The 20,693-nt window shown below is 69.0% G+C and carries 14 protein-coding genes; 9 read left to right on the forward strand and 5 right to left on the reverse strand.

Going from position 1 to position 20,693, the window contains the following annotated elements; translation table 11 throughout:
- The first annotated feature begins 261 nt into the window (after nt 1–261).
- The gene (locus J5T34_RS16240) at nt 262–1,575 is read left to right on the forward strand and encodes an MFS transporter (RefSeq protein ID WP_208580744.1); all 1,314 of its coding nucleotides are present in this window, start codon (nt 262–264) and stop codon (nt 1,573–1,575) included.
- A 63-nt stretch (nt 1,576–1,638) separates the two neighbouring features.
- Here J5T34_RS16240 and J5T34_RS16245 read toward each other — a convergent pair whose 3' ends face one another.
- Entirely contained in the window at nt 1,639–2,769 is a 1,131-nt protein-coding gene (locus J5T34_RS16245) for an extracellular catalytic domain type 1 short-chain-length polyhydroxyalkanoate depolymerase (RefSeq protein WP_244258987.1), read from the reverse strand.
- Between the two features lie 233 nt (nt 2,770–3,002).
- Between J5T34_RS16245 and J5T34_RS16250 the strand changes: the two genes are divergently transcribed.
- The 3 genes from J5T34_RS16250 to J5T34_RS16260 all read left to right on the forward strand — a co-directional run bounded on the left by J5T34_RS16250 (nt 3,003) and on the right by J5T34_RS16260 (nt 7,433).
- On the forward strand, nt 3,003–3,536 hold the full coding sequence (locus J5T34_RS16250; RefSeq protein WP_208580748.1) for a hypothetical protein: 534 nt from the start codon (nt 3,003–3,005) through the stop codon (nt 3,534–3,536).
- A gap of 185 nt (nt 3,537–3,721) precedes the next feature.
- Entirely contained in the window at nt 3,722–6,409 is a 2,688-nt protein-coding gene (locus J5T34_RS16255) for an ATP-binding protein (protein ID WP_208580750.1), read from the forward strand.
- Nucleotides 6,410–6,761: 352 nt separating this feature from the next.
- The gene (locus J5T34_RS16260) at nt 6,762–7,433 is read left to right on the forward strand and encodes a response regulator (RefSeq protein ID WP_174106149.1); all 672 of its coding nucleotides are present in this window, start codon (nt 6,762–6,764) and stop codon (nt 7,431–7,433) included.
- A gap of 28 nt (nt 7,434–7,461) precedes the next feature.
- Here the strand turns inward: J5T34_RS16260 and J5T34_RS16265 are convergent, their stop codons facing one another.
- Complete coding sequence (locus J5T34_RS16265) at nt 7,462–8,982, reverse strand: alanine/glycine:cation symporter family protein (RefSeq protein WP_208580752.1); 1,521 nt, start codon at nt 8,980–8,982, stop codon at nt 7,462–7,464.
- A gap of 403 nt (nt 8,983–9,385) precedes the next feature.
- Between J5T34_RS16265 and J5T34_RS16270 the strand changes: the two genes are divergently transcribed.
- Together J5T34_RS16270 and J5T34_RS16275 are read left to right on the forward strand one after the other, a co-directional pair.
- Nucleotides 9,386–9,973, forward strand: a complete 588-nt coding sequence (locus J5T34_RS16270) for an HAD domain-containing protein (protein ID WP_244258989.1) — start codon at nt 9,386–9,388, stop codon at nt 9,971–9,973.
- A 99-nt stretch (nt 9,974–10,072) separates the two neighbouring features.
- Nucleotides 10,073–10,990, forward strand: coding sequence for a hypothetical protein (locus J5T34_RS16275; protein WP_244258990.1), 918 nt, complete (start codon nt 10,073–10,075; stop codon nt 10,988–10,990).
- A 35-nt stretch (nt 10,991–11,025) separates the two neighbouring features.
- Here the strand turns inward: J5T34_RS16275 and hmpA are convergent, their stop codons facing one another.
- Entirely contained in the window at nt 11,026–12,213 is a 1,188-nt protein-coding gene (gene hmpA / locus J5T34_RS16280) for an NO-inducible flavohemoprotein (RefSeq protein ID WP_208580754.1), read from the reverse strand.
- A gap of 164 nt (nt 12,214–12,377) precedes the next feature.
- Between hmpA and norR the strand changes: the two genes are divergently transcribed.
- The 3 genes from norR to J5T34_RS16295 all read left to right on the forward strand — a co-directional run bounded on the left by norR (nt 12,378) and on the right by J5T34_RS16295 (nt 18,335).
- On the forward strand, nt 12,378–14,024 hold the full coding sequence (gene norR / locus J5T34_RS16285) for a nitric oxide reductase transcriptional regulator NorR (protein WP_208580757.1): 1,647 nt from the start codon (nt 12,378–12,380) through the stop codon (nt 14,022–14,024).
- 262 nt (nt 14,025–14,286) lie between these two features.
- Complete coding sequence (locus tag J5T34_RS16290) at nt 14,287–17,289, forward strand: transglycosylase domain-containing protein (RefSeq protein ID WP_208580759.1); 3,003 nt, start codon at nt 14,287–14,289, stop codon at nt 17,287–17,289.
- 221 nt (nt 17,290–17,510) lie between these two features.
- Complete coding sequence (locus J5T34_RS16295) at nt 17,511–18,335, forward strand: hypothetical protein (protein ID WP_208580761.1); 825 nt, start codon at nt 17,511–17,513, stop codon at nt 18,333–18,335.
- Between the two features lie 55 nt (nt 18,336–18,390).
- Here the strand turns inward: J5T34_RS16295 and J5T34_RS16300 are convergent, their stop codons facing one another.
- Entirely contained in the window at nt 18,391–19,422 is a 1,032-nt protein-coding gene (locus J5T34_RS16300; protein ID WP_208580763.1) for an LLM class flavin-dependent oxidoreductase, read from the reverse strand.
- 196 nt (nt 19,423–19,618) lie between these two features.
- On the reverse strand, nt 19,619–20,554 hold the full coding sequence (locus J5T34_RS16305) for a DedA family protein/thiosulfate sulfurtransferase GlpE (RefSeq protein ID WP_208580765.1): 936 nt from the start codon (nt 20,552–20,554) through the stop codon (nt 19,619–19,621).
- Nucleotides 20,555–20,693: the final 139 nt, after the last annotated feature.

Raw genomic sequence — 20,693 nt, forward strand, 5'->3', positions numbered from 1 at the left:
CCAGTTGTGCTCTGGATCCCACTTTTTTGGGCATTATGGTAATGCTTCATGACAGTGCGCGGGGGATTATTGCGACCGGCGCGTCGGCGCGGGCCCGTCCGATCTGGTATCGTTTCGCCTTTGCGAAGCGTTCCGTCGCATGCCGAGGCCCACCCGTCCTCTGGCCCTGCCTCTCTCCCGCGCTGTACCCGCCGGCCGTACCCTCACACTTACCCGTGTTAGCGCGCTTCGCATGCGATCTCTTCCATGCGAGTTTCCTCAATGTCCACCACCAGCAGTACTGTTGGCGCCGGCGGCGCGTCGCTCGAACGCGCCGCGCGCCCGCTGACCGGCCAGGATTACAAGACCCTGTCCCTCGCCGCTCTCGGCGGCGCCCTCGAGTTCTACGACTTCATCATCTTCGTCTTCTTCGCCACCGTGATCGGGCAGCTGTTCTTCCCGCCCTCGATTCCGGACTGGCTGCGCCAGCTGCAGACCTTCGGCATCTTCGCGGCCGGCTATCTGGCGCGTCCGCTGGGCGGCATCATCATGGCCCACTTCGGCGACCTGCTCGGGCGCAAGAAGATGTTCACGCTGTCGATCCTGCTGATGTCGGTGCCCACGCTGCTGATGGGCCTGCTGCCGACCTACCATGCGATCGGCCTGCTGGCGCCGGTCGCGCTGCTGCTGCTGCGCGTGCTGCAGGGCGCGGCGGTCGGCGGCGAGGTGCCCGGGGCGTGGGTCTTCGTCTCGGAACACGTGCCCAGCCGCCACGTCGGCTACGCCTGCGGCACGCTGACGGCCGGCCTGACCGCCGGCATCCTGCTGGGCTCGCTGGTCGCGACCGGCATCAATACGATCTTCACGCCGGAGCAGCTGACCGACTGGGGCTGGCGCGTGCCGTTCCTGCTCGGCGGCGTGTTCGGCATCGCCTCGATGTATCTGCGCCGCTGGCTGCATGAAACGCCGGTGTTTGCCGAGCTGCAGCGCAAGAAGGCGCTGGCGGCCGAGATGCCGCTGAAGGCGGTGGTGCGCGATCACCGCGGCGCGGTGGCGGTGTCGATGCTGCTGACCTGGATGCTGTCGGCCGGCATCGTGGTCGTGATCCTGATGACGCCGACCTTCCTGCAGAAGCTCTATGGCTTCGACGCGCGCACGGCGCTGGTCGCCAACAGCGTGGCGACGCTATGCCTGTCGATCGGCTGCGTGGTGGCCGGCGCGCTGGCCGACCGCATCGGCGCCCGGCGCACGCTGTTCTTCGGCGGCCTGTTCCTGGCGGTCAGCAGCTATCTGTTCTACACGGTGATCCACCACCGCCCCGACCTGCTGCTGCCGCTCTATGCGCTGGCCGGCTTCGCGGTGGGCACCATCGGCGCGGTGCCGTTCGTGCTGGTCAACGCCTTCCCGGCCCATGTCCGCTTCTCGGGCCTGTCGTTCTCGTACAACCTGTCGTATGCAATCTTCGGCGGGCTGACGCCGATGGCGGTGACGCTGATGCTCAAGAACGATCCGCTGGCTCCGGCCCACTATGTCGTCGCGCTGTGCGCGCTCGGCATGGTGACCGCACTGTTCGCGCGCAAGTCCGCACGGATTTAAGCGAATCGGGGGCGCCAATGCCTGGCGCCCCGCTCGGCCACCATTGGCCCGCGGGCCGGCACGTCAGCGGCGATGCTCGCGGAAGAACTCCCACATCAGCATGCTGGCCGCCGGCCCGGTGTCGCTGTGATAGCGATAGGCGGGATCGCCGCCGCTCCAGGCATGGCCGAGCCCGGCCACTTCGCATAGCTGCACGAGATCGCGGCGCGCATAGCCGAAGCGGGACTCCAGATAATGGCCGGCGGGCATGTCGGGCGAATCGCCTTCACTCTGCGCGCCGCCGCGCTCATGCCCGGTCGGACCGGCCGCCCCGGGCGCCGGCTCACCGTTGCGCCGCCCGCCCTCGACGCGGTCCGGCAAGCGGTTGTAGGCCAGAAACTGCCGCGCCAGCAGGCGCGCATTGACCGGGTGCACCACCTCGTCGTCCATGCCGTGCAGGATCAGCGCCGGCATGGGCTTGCCCGCCAGCGCGACACCGGCTGCATCGAGCAAGGCGGCAGGCTCCGCACGCGAGCCGTGCTGCATCGCCCGCAGACCCGCCCGCGCCGAGTCGGCGGCACCGACCACCACACCGGAATGCAGGCCGACCGCGGCGATCTTGTCCGGATAGCGCAAGGCCACCACGGCCGCCATCGCGGCGCCCGCCGACAAACCCGCCAGATAGACCCGCTCGGGGCAGACATCGCGCCGCAGTGCCAGCGCATCGATCAGCGCGGCGATCGCCTGGGCTTCGCGCGCGCCCTCGCTGGCGGCGAGGTCGAACCATTGCCAGCAGCGCTGCAATTGCCGGCGCAGCGGCTGTTCGGCGTAGGCGACCAGGAAACCCTCGCGTTCGGCCAGCGCGTTCATGCGCGTGCCGGCGGCGAAGTCCTCGGCGGTCTGCCGGCAGCCATGCAGCATCACCACCAGCGGCAGCGGCCCGGTGTGCCGGCGCGACGGCTCATAGAGCCAGTAGCTGAGCTGCGATACCAGTTCGCCGGCCATAGCCGGCAGCTTCAGGCGCCGCTGCGACCATTGGCCCGGCAACGGGCCCGCCGGCAGCGCGACCGGCGGCGGTACCCGCGTGCGGGCCGTGGGTGCGGCCGGGTCCCGGCGCCCCCGGCGGTCCAGGCGATCGAGCCAGTTGCCAAGGTGCCGCGCCGACTGCCGGGGCAGCATGCCGAGCTGCCGCCACGGATGCTGCCAATTTCCCATCAAGCTTCTTGCCATGCGCGGAGTGGGGAAGCGCGCGAACGCTCCCGGTTCATTTTTGCTGCGTTGCAGCATAGCACATGGAAATCAACGTATTTGACTTACCTATGTAGGACAGTGACTGACAGCACACCGGCAAACGGCTCGCTATGGTTTCGCCATGGCGAACGGGCAGCCCGCCCGCGGCCGCCGTTCGAGGCGACCTCGATACCGGTATCTTCATGCGGAACTCGCTTTTGAATTCGTTGCCCCATCCGTGGCGCGCCGCCGCGCTCATCGCCTGCGCATCGTGGCCCGCGGTGGCCCAGCACGGCAACGCCGCCGCGTCGACCACCGCGCCGTCGAGCATGTCCGCGCTGGCCCGGCTGCTGGTCGGCGTGGCCGATGGCCGGCCGACCGGCATGAATGGCGTCACGCGGCTCACCGGTACCGGAAGCAATACCGACGTGGCGCTGGGCAGCGCCTGCCAGGAACTGACGCGTTCCGGCCCGATCCTGCTCGATACCGCCACGCGCCTGGATGGCTGCCGCGGCGAACGCGGCAAGCGCGTGGTCTTCCATCTGAACCTGGTCCGCTTCGACGCCTCCCGCGAGGGCACCGCGGCCTTCATGGCCAGCGCCACACCGGCTCTGGTGCGCGGCATCTGCCGCAATCCGGATGTGCCGGTGCTGGGCCGCCTCGGCATCGCGCTGGTGTTCCGCTACACCGGCATCGGCGACCGGCCGGTTGGCGAAATCTCGATCGCGCCCGGCCGCTGCGAACAGGATTGATCGCGGCATCGGATTGCGGGCAACGCGTCCGATAGAACACCGTCCGCGTCGAACTGCGATAGTCGCAGCATGGCGCATTGGCTAGATTCCTCCGCTTCACTGTGTCTGCGCGGAGGTCGCCTCGATGTCATCCCATCTTGCCAATCGCACGACGTGCATGGCGGCGACGATGCGCCGGCCGGTCGATGCAGCGCTCTGAACGCAGGCTGTGCGGGCTGATGTCGTGCGGCTGCCTGCTGTGGGCGGCGCTGGTCGCGGCCCAACTCGGCCGCACCCACACGGAGCGCGACGATACCGGAGCCGTGCGCGAGCTGCTGGCCGACACGCTGACCGGGGCGGAACGGCGCTGGCTGGCCGCGCACCCGGTGGTGCGCTACAGCGCCTCCCCGATCGGCGGGCCGATGGTCTTCGTCGGCACCGGCGGACATGCCGCCGGTATCGCCGTACAGGCCCTGGAGCAGGTCGGACGTATCACCGGCTTGCGCTTCGAACCGGTCTGGCAGCAAGACGCCGCGGCGCGCGACGCGGCCCTGCACAACGGCTCGGTGCTGCTGGTCCCCGCGTTGGCGAGCGATTCCTCTGTGCCGGCGGATGCCGGCGCGATACGCGAATCCGGTCGCAAGTCGCAGCGCTTGCAACCGTCGCTGCCCTATCTGATCACGCCCTGGGTCATCATCACCCACGCCGCCAACGGTGCGATTCGCGATGCCAGCGGGCTGGCCGGCATGCGCATCGCCGTGCGCCGCGGCAGCCGCGGACTGGCGGAGCGGCTCGCGCAGGTGCCCAACGCGACCATCATCCGCACCAGCTCCAATACCGAGGCGTACCGCATGGTCGCGCACGGCCAGGCCGACGCCGCGGTCGACACGCTGACATGCGCGCGCTACATGGTCCGGCGCGCCTTTGCGCCACGGCTGCGCGTGGCCGGCCAGTTGGGTCCGCCGCCGGCCGCGATCGGCTTCGGCGTCTCGCCGGCGGCGCCGCAGCTGCGCATGATCCTGAACAAGGCGCTGGCCGCGATTCCGCCCACGCACTGGGACGCGCTGCAGGCCGACTGGGCGTCGTCCGACGCGATGCCGGCCCGGCTGCGGGCCGCGGTGCCGGCGGCGCAGCCGGCGTCCCAGGGACGTCGGCCATGGCTGCTGACCTGCTCGCTCGGCACCATGCTGTGGATGACGGCAATGGCCGCTTGCGCGGTCGCCCTGCATCGGCACGGCCGGCGTATCGCGCGCGCTGCCAGCACGCTGCACCGGCGCCTATGCGGCACGCGGGCCGCCAGCCGCCGCAGCGCCGCCCGCATGCGGCCTTCGGCGGACGCTGCCCACCGCGCTGCCTTGCCCCGCCCTTCCGCCTCGGTTGGCGCATCGGCTGGCAAATCGGCCGGCGCATCGCCCGGAGCAGATCGACTAAGCCTGCTCGCGACGATCTGCCATGAAATCCGTACGCCGATGCACGCGGTGATCGGCATCCTCGACCTGCTCAAGCACAAGACCGCCATCCATGGCGAGGCGCGCCACTACATCGACACCGCGCACGACTGCGCCAAATCGCTGGTGGCGCTGGTTGGCGATCTGCTGGACATGGCCAGGCTCGAGGCCGGCCGGATGGAAATCCGGCCCGAGCCTGTCCAGCTCGATACGCTGCTGCGGCAATGGGTCCATGCGTTTCGGCCACTGGCGGCCTCGCGTGGTCTGCGCATCCGGCTGCAGCTCGGGCCGCTGCAGGCGCGGCGCCATCGGGCCGATCCGCAGCGGCTGCGCCAGGTCGTCGGCAATCTGCTCAGCAACGCGATCAAGTTCAGCGGACATGGCGACATCACGGTGAAGCTGGAGAGCGCCGGCGAGGACGCCAATCGGGAAACCATACGCATCGTGGTGCGCGACCGCGGACCGGGCATCGCCGCAGACCAGATGCCCCAATTGTTCGAGCCCTTCTACCGGGCGGCCGAAGCCGGCGCGACCAGCGGCACCGGCCTTGGCCTGTCGATCTCGCGTCAGCTTGCCCGCCAGATGGGCGGCGACCTCGAACTGACCAGCCGGCCGGGCCACGGCACCACCGCGCTGCTGACGCTGACGCTGCCGGCGGAGGCCTGCGCCGGACGCGCGCTGCGGGGCACCAGCCATCAGACGAGCGCCCGCCGGCCCGCCGTCGCGCCGCTGCACAAGGGCTATTGCGCGCTGATCGTCGACGACCATCCGGCAGGCAGGATGCTGCTGGCCCGCCAGCTGCGGCATCTGGGCGTGGAGGCCGTCGGTACCGGCGATGCGCACGACGCGCTGGTGCGGTGCGCGGCGTCGGATCCCGCCTTCGATCTGGTGATTCTCGACTGCAATATGCCCGGCATGGACGGCTTCACGCTGGCGCGCAAGCTGCGCGCGCAGGAGCGGGCGCTGGCGCGGCCCCGCGTGCCCGTGCTCGGCTACAGCGCCGACGCACGGCCGCATAACCGGGAGCAGGCCCTGGCGGCCGGCATGGACGATTGCCTGTTCAAGCCGATCGATCTCGACACGCTCGGCCGTGCATTGCAACACTGGCTGGGCGAGCCGCCGGCCGGGCGCTGTCCTTCGACGGCATTCGCCGCGGAGCCCGTCGCGGCGGCCCCCGACGCGGCGATACGGGCCGCCTTGCTGGCCGGCAACACGGCAGACCTGGCCGCGCTGCGCGTCGCCGTGGCGCGCGCCGACTGGCAGGCCGCGCACGCGATCGCGCACCGGATCAAGGGCGCCGCGCGGCTGGTGTCGGCCGATGCGGTCGCGGCGGGCTGCGAGGCACTGGAGGCGGCATGTCGCGACGGCGATCCCGCCGCCGTGGCGGCGGCGATGGCGCAACTGGTGCCGGCGCTGGCGCGGTGGGCCAGAACGCTGTCGAGCTGAGCCGGGCCGCTCGCCTCGAGTCGGTGCGCACGAGCCCTCGTCCCGGATCGCGTTTTGAGACTCCTCTTATCCTCCTGCCCGTCCTTGCCCGCTAATCTGGCCGGGCATTGCAGCGCTTTCCGACTATTTCCCGTTTTTGGTCTGGGGGTGGGCATGCGCGCTGTCGCTGTGTCGGGGCGCTGTGTTGTTGTGTCCGTTCCTCCATCGTGTCACCGGCTTCCCGATACAGATTTGACGCGCTTTGCGCCGCACGGCATTTGCCGGGCGGCGCTTCTTTTCCGATGGACCGCACGCCCCTGGCACCAGCTGCGCATTGCGATGCTGCTCGGCAAGCGGGCGGAGGAGCAATGGCATGGCACTGAACATCGTCGTCGCGGACGACCATCCCGCGATATCCCTGGCGATCCGCAGCGTTCTGCAGGGGCACGCCGGCTGGCAGGTCTGCGCTGACGTGACGACGCCCGAGGCACTGTTTCGCGCCATCGCGACGTGTACGCCCGACGTCGTGGTCACCGACTACCACATGCCCGGCGGCCAGGCGAAGGACGGATTGCGGATGCTCGGCCAGATGCGACGGCAGCATCCGCAGATGCGCGTCGTGGTGCTGACGATGATGACCAACCCGCTGATCCTGCGGGCGATCGTCGAAGTACCGGTGCAGGGAATCCTGCTGAAGGATTCGCCGCTCGACGAGCTGGTCCATACCCTGGTCCAGGTCGAACGCGGCCAGACCTATATCGGCAAATCGGCGGCGCGCATCCTGGCCGAATCGAGTGCGCGCTACCCCTGTCCGGAGGAGCGCGCCGGCATCGGCAGTCTGTCGGTGCGGGAAACGGAAGTGCTGCGGCTCTATCTGAGCGGCAAGTCGGTGACGCAGATCGCCACGGCGCTAAGCCGCAGCGTCAAGACGATCAGCCGGCAGAAGAACTGCGCGATGCAGAAACTGGGGGCCAGCAACGACAGGGAACTGTTCGACTTTGCCGCCCGCCAGGATTTGATGCTGCCGCGGCCGTCGGCGGGTTAGCCGACGGCGCACGGCTGGAGGATGCGCCTTATTCGGCGGAGCGCGGCGCCGCGATGACCGGCGACACGACCGTCTCGCCGCCATCCTCGTCGTCGCCCGGGCGGCGCTGCTGGGCGCCGGCAGCACGCTGCTCCCAGAAGACCGCGTTATCGATGCCCAAGGGACCGGGCACGAAGTTCGGATCGATGCCCTGGCGCTTCTGTGCCTCGTAGTCGCGCAGCGCCTTCAAGGCCGGCTTCTGCAGGATCACGATCGCCACGATGTTCAGCCACGCCATCAGGCCGACGCCGATATCGCCCAGCGCCCAGGCCAGCGTCGCGGTGCGCACGCAGCCGTACAGCGTGGCCGCCAGGATCGCGACCTTCAGCAGGAACACCATCCAGGGGCGGTGAATCTTGCGGTTGATATACGCGACGTTGGTCTCGGCGATGTAGTAGTACGCGACGATGGTCGTGAACGCGAAGAAGAACAGCGCGATCGCGACGAAGGCGGCGCCGAAGCCCGGCAGCACGCTTTCCACCGCATGCTGCGTGAAGCCCGGGCCTGCTTCGACGCCCGCCAGGCCGCTATGCAGGGCCTCCTTGGCGGGGCCGACGACGTTGTAGGCACCGGTGATCAGGATCATGAAGGCCGTTGCCGAGCAGACGAACAGCGTGTCGACATAGACCGAGAACGCCTGCACCAGGCCCTGCTTGGCCGGATGCGAAACCTCGGCGGCGGCCGACGGATGCGGGCCGGTGCCCTGGCCGGCTTCGTTCGAGTAGACGCCGCGCTTGACACCCCACTGGATCGCCAGGCCGAGCACCGCGCCGAAGGCCGACTCCAGGCCGAAGGCGCTGCGCAGGATCAGGCTGATGACCTCGGGCAGCTTGCCGAAATTGAGCGCCACGATCACGCAGGCCACCAGGATGTAGCCCAGCGCCATGAACGGCACCACGATCTCGGCAAACTTGGCGATACGCTTGACGCCGCCGAAGATGATCAGGCCCAGCAGGATCACCAGCACCGCACCGGTCACCGCCGGATCGATGCCGAACGAATTGGTCATGCCGGCCGCAATGCTGTTCGACTGCACGCCGGGCATCAGCACACCGCAGGCCAGAATCGTCGCGAGCGCGAAGATCCACGCGTACCACTTGGTGCCCAGCCCTTTCTCGATGTAGTAGGCCGGACCGCCGCGATACTGGCCGTCCACCTCTTCCTTGTAGATCTGGGCCAGCGTCGATTCGACGAACGCCGTGCTGGCGCCGAGGAAAGCCATCACCCACATCCAGAACACTGCGCCGGGGCCGCCGAAGGTAATGGCGGTGGCCACGCCCGCGATATTGCCGGTGCCGACGCGGCCCGACAGCGACATCGCCAGGGCCTGGAACGAGCTGACGCCTTGCGCCGACGACTTGCCGTCGAACATCAGGCGGATCATGCCGAAGAAGTGGCGCACCTGAGCGAAACGGGTGCGAATCGAGAAATACAGACCGACGCCCAGGCACAGGTAGATCAGTGCCGAGCTCCAGATGATGCCGTTGACGGCATCGACGATTTCGTTCATGGCGAATCTCCGAGTCGGGTTCGGGCGAGATGGTGCCCGCGATGTCGGCGGTCGAGGCGCCCCGGGGTCGAGGCAAAACCGCCCCCCTGGAAAAAGGCGTAACCATACCGCAACTGCCCGTTTTCCCACCTAGGGAGAACCCGAATTCGTCGTCCCAAATGCGGGTTGGTGCGTTGTGGAAGGCAGGATCGTGCACCACGAGCGGGCATGATCGACAGGGTCGCAAGCCGCCGGAATTGTGTCGATGGGAAACAAAAGTCGGCACTGACAGGCGGTTTTTACGTCACCGAACCACAAGTTACAGAACTGTTTCATGTTGTCGCCGCCGAGGCCGGCCGCAGGCCCGATCGTGCGTCGTAACCTGAACGCTCCCCTACCGCTCCGATGGATGCAGAGGAATTTCATGTCTGAACGATTGATCATGCTCGACGTGCCCGGGGTGCTGTTCTCCGAGCGCTCCGCCGCGCGGCTCGGCGGCAAACCGGAGACCGGCACGGTGCGCGAACTGCGCCTGTTCGATCCGGTCGCACTGGGCTTCGTACGGCGGCTGTTCGGCCTCGCCGGCGCCCGCGTGGTGCTGCCGCATGCCTGGGGCGCGAGCGCACGTGCAGCGCTGGTACAACAGCTGGACCTGCAGGTGCAGGCCTTCGCGCCGGCCGCCGCCGGCGGCTTCGGCGCGGAAGTCACGGCCTACCTCGCCGCGACTCGCCCGACTCCCCAGAACTACGTGGTGCTGACCGCCGATGCCGCCTCCGTCGACGCGTCGCTGCAGCCCCGGCTGATCGCACTGGACCCGGTCAAGGGGCTGACGCTGGACGACTTCAAGCAGGCGCTGGACCTGCTTGGCGTGGCCTGCCCCAACGGCATGTACCCGCCGACGCAGCCCGATCCGCGCCTGCAGGCACGCCTGCAGCAGCTGCGGCGCGCCGCGCGCCATGGCGCCCTCCCCGGACTGGTCCCCTCGCCGCTGGCCGAGCCCGCGCACGCCTGACCTGGGCCCGCGCCTGAGCCCCTTCCGTGGGGATCGGCCCGCATAGGCAATCCCGCCCCCCGTCTGCATAATGTGGCGGCATGAACCGAGGGGGCGGAGATGACAACAGCCGCGCTGGCTGACCGACGCGGCATTCACCGGCAACGCGGCCGGGCGCGGCATCTGGCCGCCATCCTGGCCGCGGTCTGGGGCCTGAGTTCGCACGCGCAGCCCGCCGCCCCGTCCGCCGCCCCGTCCGCTACCCAGCCCGCTGCCCGGCCGCCCGCCGAGACCGGCAGTGCCCCGCCGGTCTGCCAGGCACCGTGGTTTCGCGGCGGTGCGCGCGCGCAGCTCGAGGCCGATGGCCAGATGCCGATGTCGATCACGATGACGGTGCGCCATCCCGGCCCCGTGCCAGGCGGCTGCGCAGCCTGGCTCGACATCCACTCGAAGTCCGCGCTAGCGGCAATGATGGGCCCGCCGGTGGTCATGGATCAGATGCACCGGCTGACGCTGGTCCGCGATACGGGTTCCGCCAACGGCCGGATCAGCAGCCAGCACGCCACCATCAACGCGCAGGCCCGCTATGCCCGGCTGTTCGGCGAGGCCTCGTTCGAAGGCACCGGACTGTTGTCCTATGCCGGGCACGAGATCCGCGAGGGCGGCACGCTGCCCGGCGAATCGCTGCACTCGAGCGCCAGCCTGCAGATCAACAGCCTGCATTCGGGCGAAGCGGTGACGACCATCCGCGTGCCCCGCGCCTCGATCCACATCAGCGAACGGCGGGTCGGCCGCAGGCAACAGATCGACACGCCGCTCGGCCGCCGCGAATGCCTGCCGATCCGGTATGACAAGCAGGCCTCGCTAGGGGAGGTCCATATCGGCGACGATGTCGAACGGCCGGACCCCTACAACATGACCGTGACCGACTGGTACTGCCCCAGCGAAGCCTTCGTGCTGCGCACCGAAATCCGCCAGGGCGATCAACAGCAGGTCATCGAGACCACGGCGATCGGCATGCCCGAGGGCGGGCAGTAGCGCGGGCGACCGCCGGCTCCCCAGACTTGACGGCCTCAGGCCGCCTGCAAATCCTCCAGCGGCCCGAAGAACTCGAAGCGCAGCCGCTCGGGGGCGATGCCCAGCGCGCGCCCGTCGGCGTAGACCGAGCGCATGAACGGCTTGGGACCGAGCAGGTAGAAGTCGACGTCGCGGTCGGCCGGCAGCCGGCTCGCCAGCAGTTCGCGCGTGACGAAGCCGACGGCGTGGGGCGCGTCCCCTTCGCGCGGCGTGTCGTAGACGTAGCAAACGCTCACATTGGCATGGTTGCTGGCAATGGCGTCGACGCGCTCGCGGAAGGCATGCACGCCGCCGTGCCGCGCGGCATGGATGAAATGGACCGGCCGGCCAGCCGGCGCCGCCGCCTCCAGCATGCTGATCGCCGGCGTGATACCGACCCCGCCGGTCACCAGCACCAGCGGCCGATTGTCGGCGGGCTGTTCCAGCACGAAGTCGCCGCAAGGCTGCAGCGCCTGCAGCACATCGCCGACATTGGCATGGTCGTGCAACCAGTTCGATGCGCGGCCGCCCGGCTCGCGCTTGACGCTGATCCGATACCACGGCTTGCCGGGCGCATCCGACAGCGAGTAGTGGCGACGGGTCGGCGCGCCATCGACGGTCAGCAGCAGCGTCAGGTACTGGCCGGGCCGAAATGCCGGGAGCGCGCCGCCATCGGCCGGCTCCAGGTAGAACGAGGTGATGATCTCGCTCTCCTGGACCTTGCGGGCGATGCGTAGCTCCCGCGTGCCGCGCCAGCCGCCGGGCTGGGCGGCGTTGTCGCGATAGACCGCCTCTTCGGCGTCGATCAGGATGTTCGCCAGCACGCCATAGGCCTCGCCCCAGGCGCCGACGATCTCGTCGGTCGCCGCTTCGCCCAGCACGTCGCGGATCGCCTGCAACAGGCAGCCGCCGACGATCGGGTAGTGCTCCGGCTGAACACCCAGCGCGGCGTGCTTCTGCACGATGCGCGGCAACGCGCCGGCCAGCGCGTCGAGCTGGTCGATATGGCTGGCGAAGGCCAGCACCGCGCCAGCCAGCGCGCGGGCCTGCGTGCCGTGAACCTGGTGGGCTTCGTTGAAGAAGGCCTTCAGCTCCGGATGGCGGGTCAGCAACAGCCGATAGAAGTGCTGCGTGATCGCTTCGCCGTGCTGCTTCAGCACGGGCACCGTGGCCTTGACCAGCGCGATGGTATTCGGGGACAGCATGAAAACGCTCCTGTGATTGGACGTCGATGGGTACCGAATACATATCAAGCGGCGTGCCAGCAGCGGCTGTCGTCGCAAGCCCTTGATTTTCATGGCACCATGGCGGTCAGTTGTCCTAATGACAACGTCACTTCTGTGGTCCAGACGACCACACGGTTGTTCATATGACCACGAATTCCGATTTCCCGACGCTGGCCGACGACGGCCGTTTCCGCCAGTTGCTGGCCGCCGCGCGCGGCATCGTCCATTGCGATGCGGCTGCCTTGCTCAGGCTGCAAGGCGAGGTGCTGGTGCCGGTCGCCGTACATGGCCTGAGCGACGACGCGCTGGGACGCCGCTTCCCGGTGTCGGCCCACCCGCGGCTGGCGCAACTGCTCGAGAGCGAGGACGGCGTGCGTTTTGCCGCGGATTGCGGCCTGCCGGACCCGTACGACGGCCTGATCGAGGGTCAGCCCGACATCCTGCCGATCCACGACTGCATGGGCGCGCCGCTGCATTGCGGCGGCCGGCTGTGGGGCCTGGTCACGCTGGACGCGCTGCAGCCAGGCGCGTTCGCCGACGTCTCCGGGGCCCAGATGCAGGCGGTGGTGACGATGCTCGAATCCGGCATCGAAGCCGACGAGACGATCCGGACGCTGGCCGAGCGGGCCGCGCGCGAGCGCGAAATGAACCGCGCGCTGCAGGCCCATGGCCAGCCGCGCGAACTGCTGGGCAAGAGCGCGGCGATGAAGCGCCTCAAGCAGGAAATCGACACGGTGGCGGGCTCGGACCTGAGCGTGCTGATTCTTGGCGAGACCGGCGTCGGCAAGGAGCTGGTCGCGCAGCGGCTGCACGACCGCTCCGCCCGGCGCGACCGGCCGCTGGTGCAGATCAACTGCGCGGCGCTGCCGGAGACGCTGGCCGACAGCGAGCTGTTCGGCCACAAGCGCGGCGCCTTCACCGGTGCGGTGCAGGACCGCGTCGGCAAGTTCGAGTTGGCCGACGGCGGCACGCTGTTTCTCGACGAGGTGGGCGAACTGCCGTTGCCGGTGCAGGCCAAGCTGTTGCGCGTGCTGCAGAGCGGCGAAGTCCAACGGCCCGGCAGCGACCGGCTGCTGCGCGTCGACGTGCGCGTGCTGGCGGCGACCAACCGCGACCTCGGCAAGGCGGTGGCCGAGGGCCGCTTTCGCGCCGACCTGTACCACCGGCTGTCGGTCTATCCGCTGCGGGTGCCGCCGCTGCGCGAACGCGGCCGCGACGTGCTGGCGCTGGCGGGCGGCTTCCTCGAGGAAAACCAGCACCGCCTCGGTGCGCGCAACCTGCGGCTCTCGCCCGACGCCACGATGGCGCTGATGGCCTATTCCTGGCCCGGCAATGTCCGCGAGCTCGAACATCTGATCAGCCGGGCGGCCCTGCGCGCGCTGGCCGAATCCCGCCGAGGGGCGCGCTGGATCGCGATCGAGGCGCGCCACCTCGGGCTGGACAGCGGCACCAGCCGGCTCGCGCATGGCAACGAGGACGTCGGCCATCACGGCCGGCCGCCGCCGGCGCAGGCGCAGGCGGACCCGAGCCCCGTCCATCGGACCTCGCAGCCACAGCCGGCAGGCACCTACGACGCGGACCCGCAGCCGGGAAGCGGCACCCTGCGCGAAGCCACCGACGCATTCCAGCGGCGCTGGGTCGAAGCCGCACTGGCCCGGCATGGCGGCGCCTATGCGGCCGCCGCGCGCGAGGCCGGCATGGATCGCAGCAACTTTCACCGGCTGGCGCGGCGACTGGGCGTTGCGCCGGAGGCCAGGCGCCAGGCAGGCCGCCCTTCCCATCGGCATTGACGGGCGCGCTCGCCCGGCCCGCACGGCCGCCCTTAGACCAACTCGGGGCGGCTCCCTTCTCGGCGAGCGACGGTCAAGGCATACTTGGCCCTGCGAGCCGATCGCCCGCTCGCGTTCGCCGACCTCGACGACCCGGCCAGAAAAATTTCTGTCGGCAGCCCTGTGCAAACGCCGACTTGCGCCAATACTAGAGGTCGGAGGCGCGCGGCCCGTAGTGCGCAATGACGCTTCGATCGACCACCAATAGCACCGGAAGCGAACTGTGTCGCGTCGTGTCTGGCCTATCGTTGTCCTGCTGGTCCTGGTTGGCGGCGCCTGCTATTTCGCCGCTCATCTGATCGCCGACGAGGTTCGCACCTCGCGGTGGCAGGCGCGCTATTTTCACGATTGGGGTCAGCGTCTGACCTACACCATCGCGCCGGGCGCCAGCGACCGCATCCGCTTCCCCGACGCCGGGCCCTACGACATGCGGCTCGGCTATGCCCGCCTGCCGCACTACACCGAGCTGCTCGAATCGCGCGGCTTCGTGCGCGAGCATCAGGCCCGGATGTCGGAGGCGATGCTCGAATACCTCGATCTCGGCCTGTACACGCCCTATCGCGAGAAGACCCGCGCCGGGCTGGCGCTGCTCGATTGCAACGACCGCAGCGTGTCGGTGCAGCGCTTTCCCGAGCGGCAATACCAGGACTACCGCGAGGTGCCGCCGGTATTGGCCAACTCGCTGCTGTTCGTCGAGAACCAGGGGCTGCTCAATCCCGAATATCCGACCCGCAATCCGGCGCTCGACTGGCGGCGGCTGTCGCGCGCCGGGGTCGATCAACTGATCTCCATCGTCGACCGCGAGCGCGATACGCCGGGCGGCAGCACGCTCGCCACGCAGATCGAGAAATACCGCCACTCGCCGCAGGGACGCACGTCGTCGATCTCGGAGAAACTGCGACAGATGGGCTCGGCCTCGGTCCGCGCCTATCTTGAAGGCCGCGATACCGTGCGGGCGCGCGAACGCATCGTGGTCGACTACCTCAATACCGTACCGCTGTCGGCGCGCAATGGCCGCGGCGAGATCCACGGCATCGGCGACGGCATGTACTACTGGTACGGCGAGGACTTCGACGAAGCGAACCGGATGTTGCACGAGATCGAGCACAGGCCGCCGACCCCGCGCGAGGCGCAGGTCTTCAAGCAGGCGCTGTCGCTGATCATCGCGCAGCGCCGCCCCTCGTATCACCTGCGCCGCTACGACACCAACCTGGAGCCGCTGACCGACAGCTATCTGCGCCTGCTCGCCGGCGCCGGCGTAATCACGCCCCGGCTGCGCGACGCCGCCCTCGCGGCGCGGCTCGACAAGGCGCCGATCCCCTCGCTGCCGCCCGCGGATCCCTTCGTCACGCGCAAGGCCATCAACCAGGTACGCACCGACCTGTCGCGATTGCTCGGCGTCTCGAGCCGCTACGATCTGGACCGGCTCGATCTGACGGTCGCCAGCACCATCAACACCGAGGCGCAGCGCCAGATCACCGCGACGCTGATGAAGCTGCGCGACAAGGAGGGGGCGCGCGAGCTCGGCCTCTATGGCCATAACATGCTGCGCGACCATGACGATCCGTCGAAGCTCGCGGCCAGCTTCACGCTGTTCGAGCGGGTCGGCAACGCCAGCTATCTGCGCGTGCAGGCCGACAATATCGATCAGCCGTTCGACCTGAACAGCGGCGCGCGGCTCAACCTCGGGTCGACCGCCAAGCTGCGCACGCTGGTGACGTATCTCGAGCTGATCGCCGAACTGCACGACCGCTACGCCGGCATGACGCGCACGGAGCTGCAGCGCGTCCCCGTCTCGCCGCAGGACGGACTGACGCGATGGTCGATCGACTGGCTGCTGAAGAACCCGGGCAGCGATCGCCGCACCATGCTCGAGGCCGCGCTCGAACGCAAGTACGCCGGGGGCGCCGGCGAAGCGTTCTTCACCGGCGGCGGGCTGCAGACCTTCACCAACTTCGAGCGCTCGGCCAGCGTGCAGAACATGACGGTGCGTCGTGCCTTCCAGCACTCGGTCAATCTGGTGTTCATCCGCATGATGCGCGACATCGTCCGCTACGAGGTCCACCGCGCGCATCCCGATGCCAGCGAGCTGCTCGCCGATCGCGATGCCCCCGGGCGGCGCAAATGGCTGGTGCGCTTTGCCGACGAAGAAGGCAGCCAGTTCCTGACCGGCTTCTATCGCAAATACCAGGCGCTCGACAAGGAGGCCCGCATCGCGCTGCTGCTGCAGCGGGTCAAGCCGATCGCGGTACGCGTCGCGGTGGCGCTGCGCAGCGCGGATCCCACCATGGACGAGGCCACCTTCGCCCGCCATCTGCGCGCCAAGCTCGGCACCAAGCTGGACGACGAGGATGTGTTTGCGCTCTACGACAAGTACGGCAAGGACAAATTCTCGCTGAACGACCGGGGCTACCTGTCGCGCATTCACCCGCTCGAACTGTGGCTGATCGACTATCTGGACGACCACTCCGAGGCCGATTTGAAACAGGTGCTGGAGGCCAGCGCCGACGTGCGCCAGGAGGTCTACACCTGGCTGTTCCGCACGCGCAGCAAGGCCGGGCAGGACAACCGCATCCGCATCCTGCTCGAGCGCGATGCCTTCGAACGGATCGGCGAGCGCTGGCGCCGGCTGGGCTATCCCTTCGACACGCTGACGCCTTCCTATGGCACCGCGGTCGGCGCCTCCGGCGATCGTCCCGCGGCGCTGTCGGAACTGGCCGGCATCCTGCTCAGCGGCGGCGTGCAGCCGTACACCGAGACCGTGCGCTGGCTCGACTTCGCCACCGGCACGCCCTACGAAACCCGGTTCGTGCTGCGACCTGGGCAACGGAAGCGCCTGCTGCCGGAGGACGTCGCGGAGCTGGCGCGGCGCTCGTTGCTGGACGTCGTCGAGGGCGGTACCGCGCGCTCGGCGCAAGGCGTCTTTCCTGCCGAACGCGGCATGGCGCTCGGCGGCAAGACCGGCACCGGCGATCATCGGCACATGGTGTTCGGCCGCGGCGGCTACGTGATTGCATCGCGCGCGGTCAGCCGCTCGGCGACCTTCGTCTTCACGATCGGCGAGCGCTACTTCGGCACCGTCACGCTGCATGTGCGCGGCCCGCATGCGGCGCGCTACAACTTCACCAGCGCCTTGTCCGTCAAGCTGCTGCGTGGGCTGGCACCGACCATCGTGGCGATGGACCCGCAGGCCGGACCGGCCACGCTCGCCTGCACCGGCGGTTGAACGGCGCTTGTCGCCCGACGGCGCGCACCGCCCAGGGCTTCCTCAAGCGCGGTTGACGCCATCTGTTCGCTGCCCCACCAATGGCGCACTGCACCGCGCCCGAAACGTCGCGCCGCGACTTTGCCTGCCCCATTCCGGCGCTTACCATGCAAGCAACCGACGGATATCGGCAACCGCCGAGAAGCAGGCAGAACAATACGTCGCTGTGGAACGGGGGCAACTTGAGCAGCTACATCGAAGACTACTGCGGGCGCATCCGGCAAGGCGGCGCCAATGCCGTGATCGCGCATCCGATCGTCGTGGACAACGACGGCACCTACGTGATGAGCTACGTGCCGTTCGAACACGTCAATGCCACTGCGCGGCTCGTGCTGGTCAGCACGACCCCAGGACATATGCACGTGCGGCTCGCCGCCGAACTGACCGAGGCACTGCTGCGCGCGCACGCTCCTGGCCGGATCGTCCAGCTGGAAAACAAGCGCCAGATCGAACTCGGCGGGCCACTGGTACGGCCGAACCTGATCCGCATGCTCGATCATTTCGACATCCCCGCGCTGGTCGGCGTCGAACGCGCGACGGTCCTGTGGGAAGACGGCTTCCACCTGTTGCAACCGCTGGCCTTGCTGCCACAGGCGACGATGCGGCGGGGACTGGCCTTCGATGGCACGCTGGAAGCGCTGCTGGCCGTTCCCATGCTGCGCCGCGCGTTCGAGACCCAATTCCTCGAGCGGCTGGCGCGTGTCCGCAACGATGCGCTCTATCTCGCGCTCGGCCGCACCGCCTGGGCGGGCCTGTGCCACGCGGCCGACGCCGGCGTCATCGGCGCCGGCCAGCTGCTTGGCATGATGCCGGTGCCGGCGCGCGCCGGCAGCATGGTGCGCTACTTTCTGGGCGAAATCAGCGCGGCGACGCTGTCGCCCAGGGACCCGGTCAGGCATCGCACCGCATGGCTGGACGCGGCACGGCGCGAATTGATCGAGAACGTACGCCGCCATCGGCAGGCGCCGAGCGGCACGGCCACCGGGGTCACCACCGCCGCGGCATGAGCAGAGGCTGAAGCCGCAGCTGGGCGTCGGCGACGCCGGTGGCCAGTATGCGGTGCTACAGCGTCTGCGCGCCGCTCACCGGCCGCAACTGCTGCGCGGCCTGCGCTGCCAGCTCGAACGAACGCAGGCGGGCCCGGTGATCGTAGATCTGCGCCGTCAGCATCAGCTCGTCCGGACGCAGATCGTCGACGAAGCGCTGCATGCCCTCGCTCACCGTCTCGAGGTCGCCGACCACCGAGCAGGACAGCGATCGGCGGATATGGGCCGCCTCGGTCTCGGTCCACATCGATTCGATATCGTCGACCGGCGGTCGGATGCGTCCGGGCGTGCCGCGTACCAGCGCCAGGAACTGCTGCTGCAGCGAACTGAACAGACGGGTCGCCTCGGCCTCGGTGTCGGCCGCGAACACGTTCAGGCCGAGCATCACGTACGGCCTGGACAGCGCCTCCGAGGGCCGGAACGTCTGCCGGTACAGATCGACCGCCTGGCGCATGAAGCCCGGCGCGAAATGCGAGGCGAAGGCGAACGGCAGGCCCATCGATGCCGCCAGCTGGGCGCTGAACAGGCTCGAGCCCAGCAGCCACAGCGGCACCTTCAGGCCCGCGCCCGGCACCGCGCGCAGCCGTTGGCCGGGCCGCGGCTCGTCGAAATAGGCCTGCAGCTCCTCGACGTCCTGCGGGAACGTGTCGGCCGTATCGTGGGTCGCGCTGCGGCGCAAGGCACGCGCGGTCAGTTGATCGGTGCCCGGGGCGCGGCCCAGCCCGAGGTCGATACGGCCCGGAAACAGCGAGGCCAGCGTGCCGAACTGTTCGGCCACCACCAGCGGCGAATGGTTGGGCAGCATGATGCCGCCCGAGCCGACCCGGATGGTTGAGGTGCCATTGGCGACGTAGCCGATCAGCACCGCCGTGGCGGCGCTGGCGATGCCCGGCATATTGTGGTGCTCGGCCAGCCAGAAGCGGCGATAGCCCCAGCGTTCGGCGTGCTGGGCCAGGTCCAGCGAATTGCGCATCGACTGGGCGGCGTCGCTTCCCTCGGGAATCGGCGAAAGGTCGAGCAGGGAGTAGGCAGTGGTGGGAGCGGTCATGCGGGAAGACGATGCGGGAACGGTTTGTGGCCGGGCGTGGCGATCGATGGCACGTTGGCACATCGAGGCATCGACACATCCCGGCGCCGCCACGGCCTCTGCCGGGGCGGCGATCGATTGGAACGGCAACTATAGCCGTTCTCTTCCCTCGTTGTCGGAAGGGTCTCCCGCCCCGATCGACCGGTGCGGGGCTCGACTAAGCCGCCGCCGCCCGCTCTCCGTGCAGTTGCTTCCATGCGTCGATGCCGCCCATTAGCGCCCAGGTATTGGCGTAGCCCGCGGCACGCAGGCGCTCGGCCAGCATCGCGGCGGACAGTTCGTTGGGGCAGGCGCAATAGACGACGATCTCGACCGCCGGCGGGTGTTCGGCGAGCAGATCCAGCGGCGCGTCGGGGTCCACCGCAAGCGCGCCGGGAATGCGCTCGAGCGCCGCGCTGCCTGGCGCGCGCACGTCGAGCACCAGCGGCAGGCGGCCGTCCTGGCGCCGTGCCTCCAGCTCGATCACGCTCATGCGCGGAATCCTCCGGGTGCGGCGCAGCAGCCGGACCCGCTTCCACCAACGCCAGACGATGAACAGCGCGAGCGCGAGCAGCGCCAGCATCAGCGCCAGATGGCCATAGGTGCCGAAAGCGTCCAGCACGGCGTCGATCGCATCGCTGAACGCCGCGCCGATCATCAGCGCCCCGCCGGCCCAGACCACCGCACCCAGGGCGTCGTAGAACAGGAACACCGCGAACGGCGTGGCCGTCATGCCGGCCATCGCGGTCGACAGCGCGCCCGCGCCCGGCAACAGCTTGGAGAAGATCAGCGAGCGCGGTCCCAGCCGCAGATAGAGCGATTGCGTCTGCCGGATGCAGCTGTCCTGCGACAGCGATACCTTGCAGATGGTGCGCAGCATTGGTTGGCCAAGACGCCGGCCGGCGAAGTACCAAAGCGAATCGGCAATCAGGCAGGCGACCACCACGGCGCCCAGCACCGCGCCGATCGACGGGCCGGTCTCCCGCATGCCGAGCGCGCCGGCGACCAGCAACAGCGGGTACGCGGGTACCGGGAGGCCCGCCTGCTCGATCAGGACGTTCAGAAATACCAGCGTCAGTCCGTGCTGTTCCAGCAGGACTTGCAATTCGCCCACGGCGGTCTCCCGATGAATGATCGATGGCGCGATGATTCGCGATAAGGGCGAAGTTTGCCAGCACTGCGGCCACTGCGGCCGGTCCTGGACTGGACGATCGTTTCAAAAACTCTGAATGTCGGATGGCCTCGACCGCTCG

This window comes from Cupriavidus gilardii (assembly GCF_017598945.1).
Taxonomy (GTDB): Bacteria; Pseudomonadota; Gammaproteobacteria; order Burkholderiales; family Burkholderiaceae; genus Cupriavidus; species Cupriavidus gilardii_E.

Bases quoted from the DNA above. Each gene is read 5' to 3' on its own strand.
- J5T34_RS16245 (WP_244258987.1), bottom strand. From the start codon at position 2,769: ATGGGAAATTGGCAGCATCCGTGGCGGCAGCTCGGCATGCTGCCCCGG.
- hmpA (WP_208580754.1), bottom strand. From the start codon at position 12,213: ATGCTGTCCCCGAATACCATCGCGCTGGTCAAGGCCACGGTGCCCGTG.
- J5T34_RS16260 (WP_174106149.1), top strand. From the start codon at position 6,762: ATGGCACTGAACATCGTCGTCGCGGACGACCATCCCGCGATATCCCTG.
- J5T34_RS16270 (WP_244258989.1), top strand. From the start codon at position 9,386: ATGTCTGAACGATTGATCATGCTCGACGTGCCCGGGGTGCTGTTCTCC.
- J5T34_RS16300 (WP_208580763.1), bottom strand. From the start codon at position 19,422: ATGACCGCTCCCACCACTGCCTACTCCCTGCTCGACCTTTCGCCGATT.
- J5T34_RS16275 (WP_244258990.1), top strand. From the start codon at position 10,073: ATGACAACAGCCGCGCTGGCTGACCGACGCGGCATTCACCGGCAACGC.
- norR (WP_208580757.1), top strand. From the start codon at position 12,378: ATGACCACGAATTCCGATTTCCCGACGCTGGCCGACGACGGCCGTTTC.
- J5T34_RS16255 (WP_208580750.1), top strand. From the start codon at position 3,722: ATGCAGCGCTCTGAACGCAGGCTGTGCGGGCTGATGTCGTGCGGCTGC.
- J5T34_RS16265 (WP_208580752.1), bottom strand. From the start codon at position 8,982: ATGAACGAAATCGTCGATGCCGTCAACGGCATCATCTGGAGCTCGGCA.
- J5T34_RS16240 (WP_208580744.1), top strand. From the start codon at position 262: ATGTCCACCACCAGCAGTACTGTTGGCGCCGGCGGCGCGTCGCTCGAA.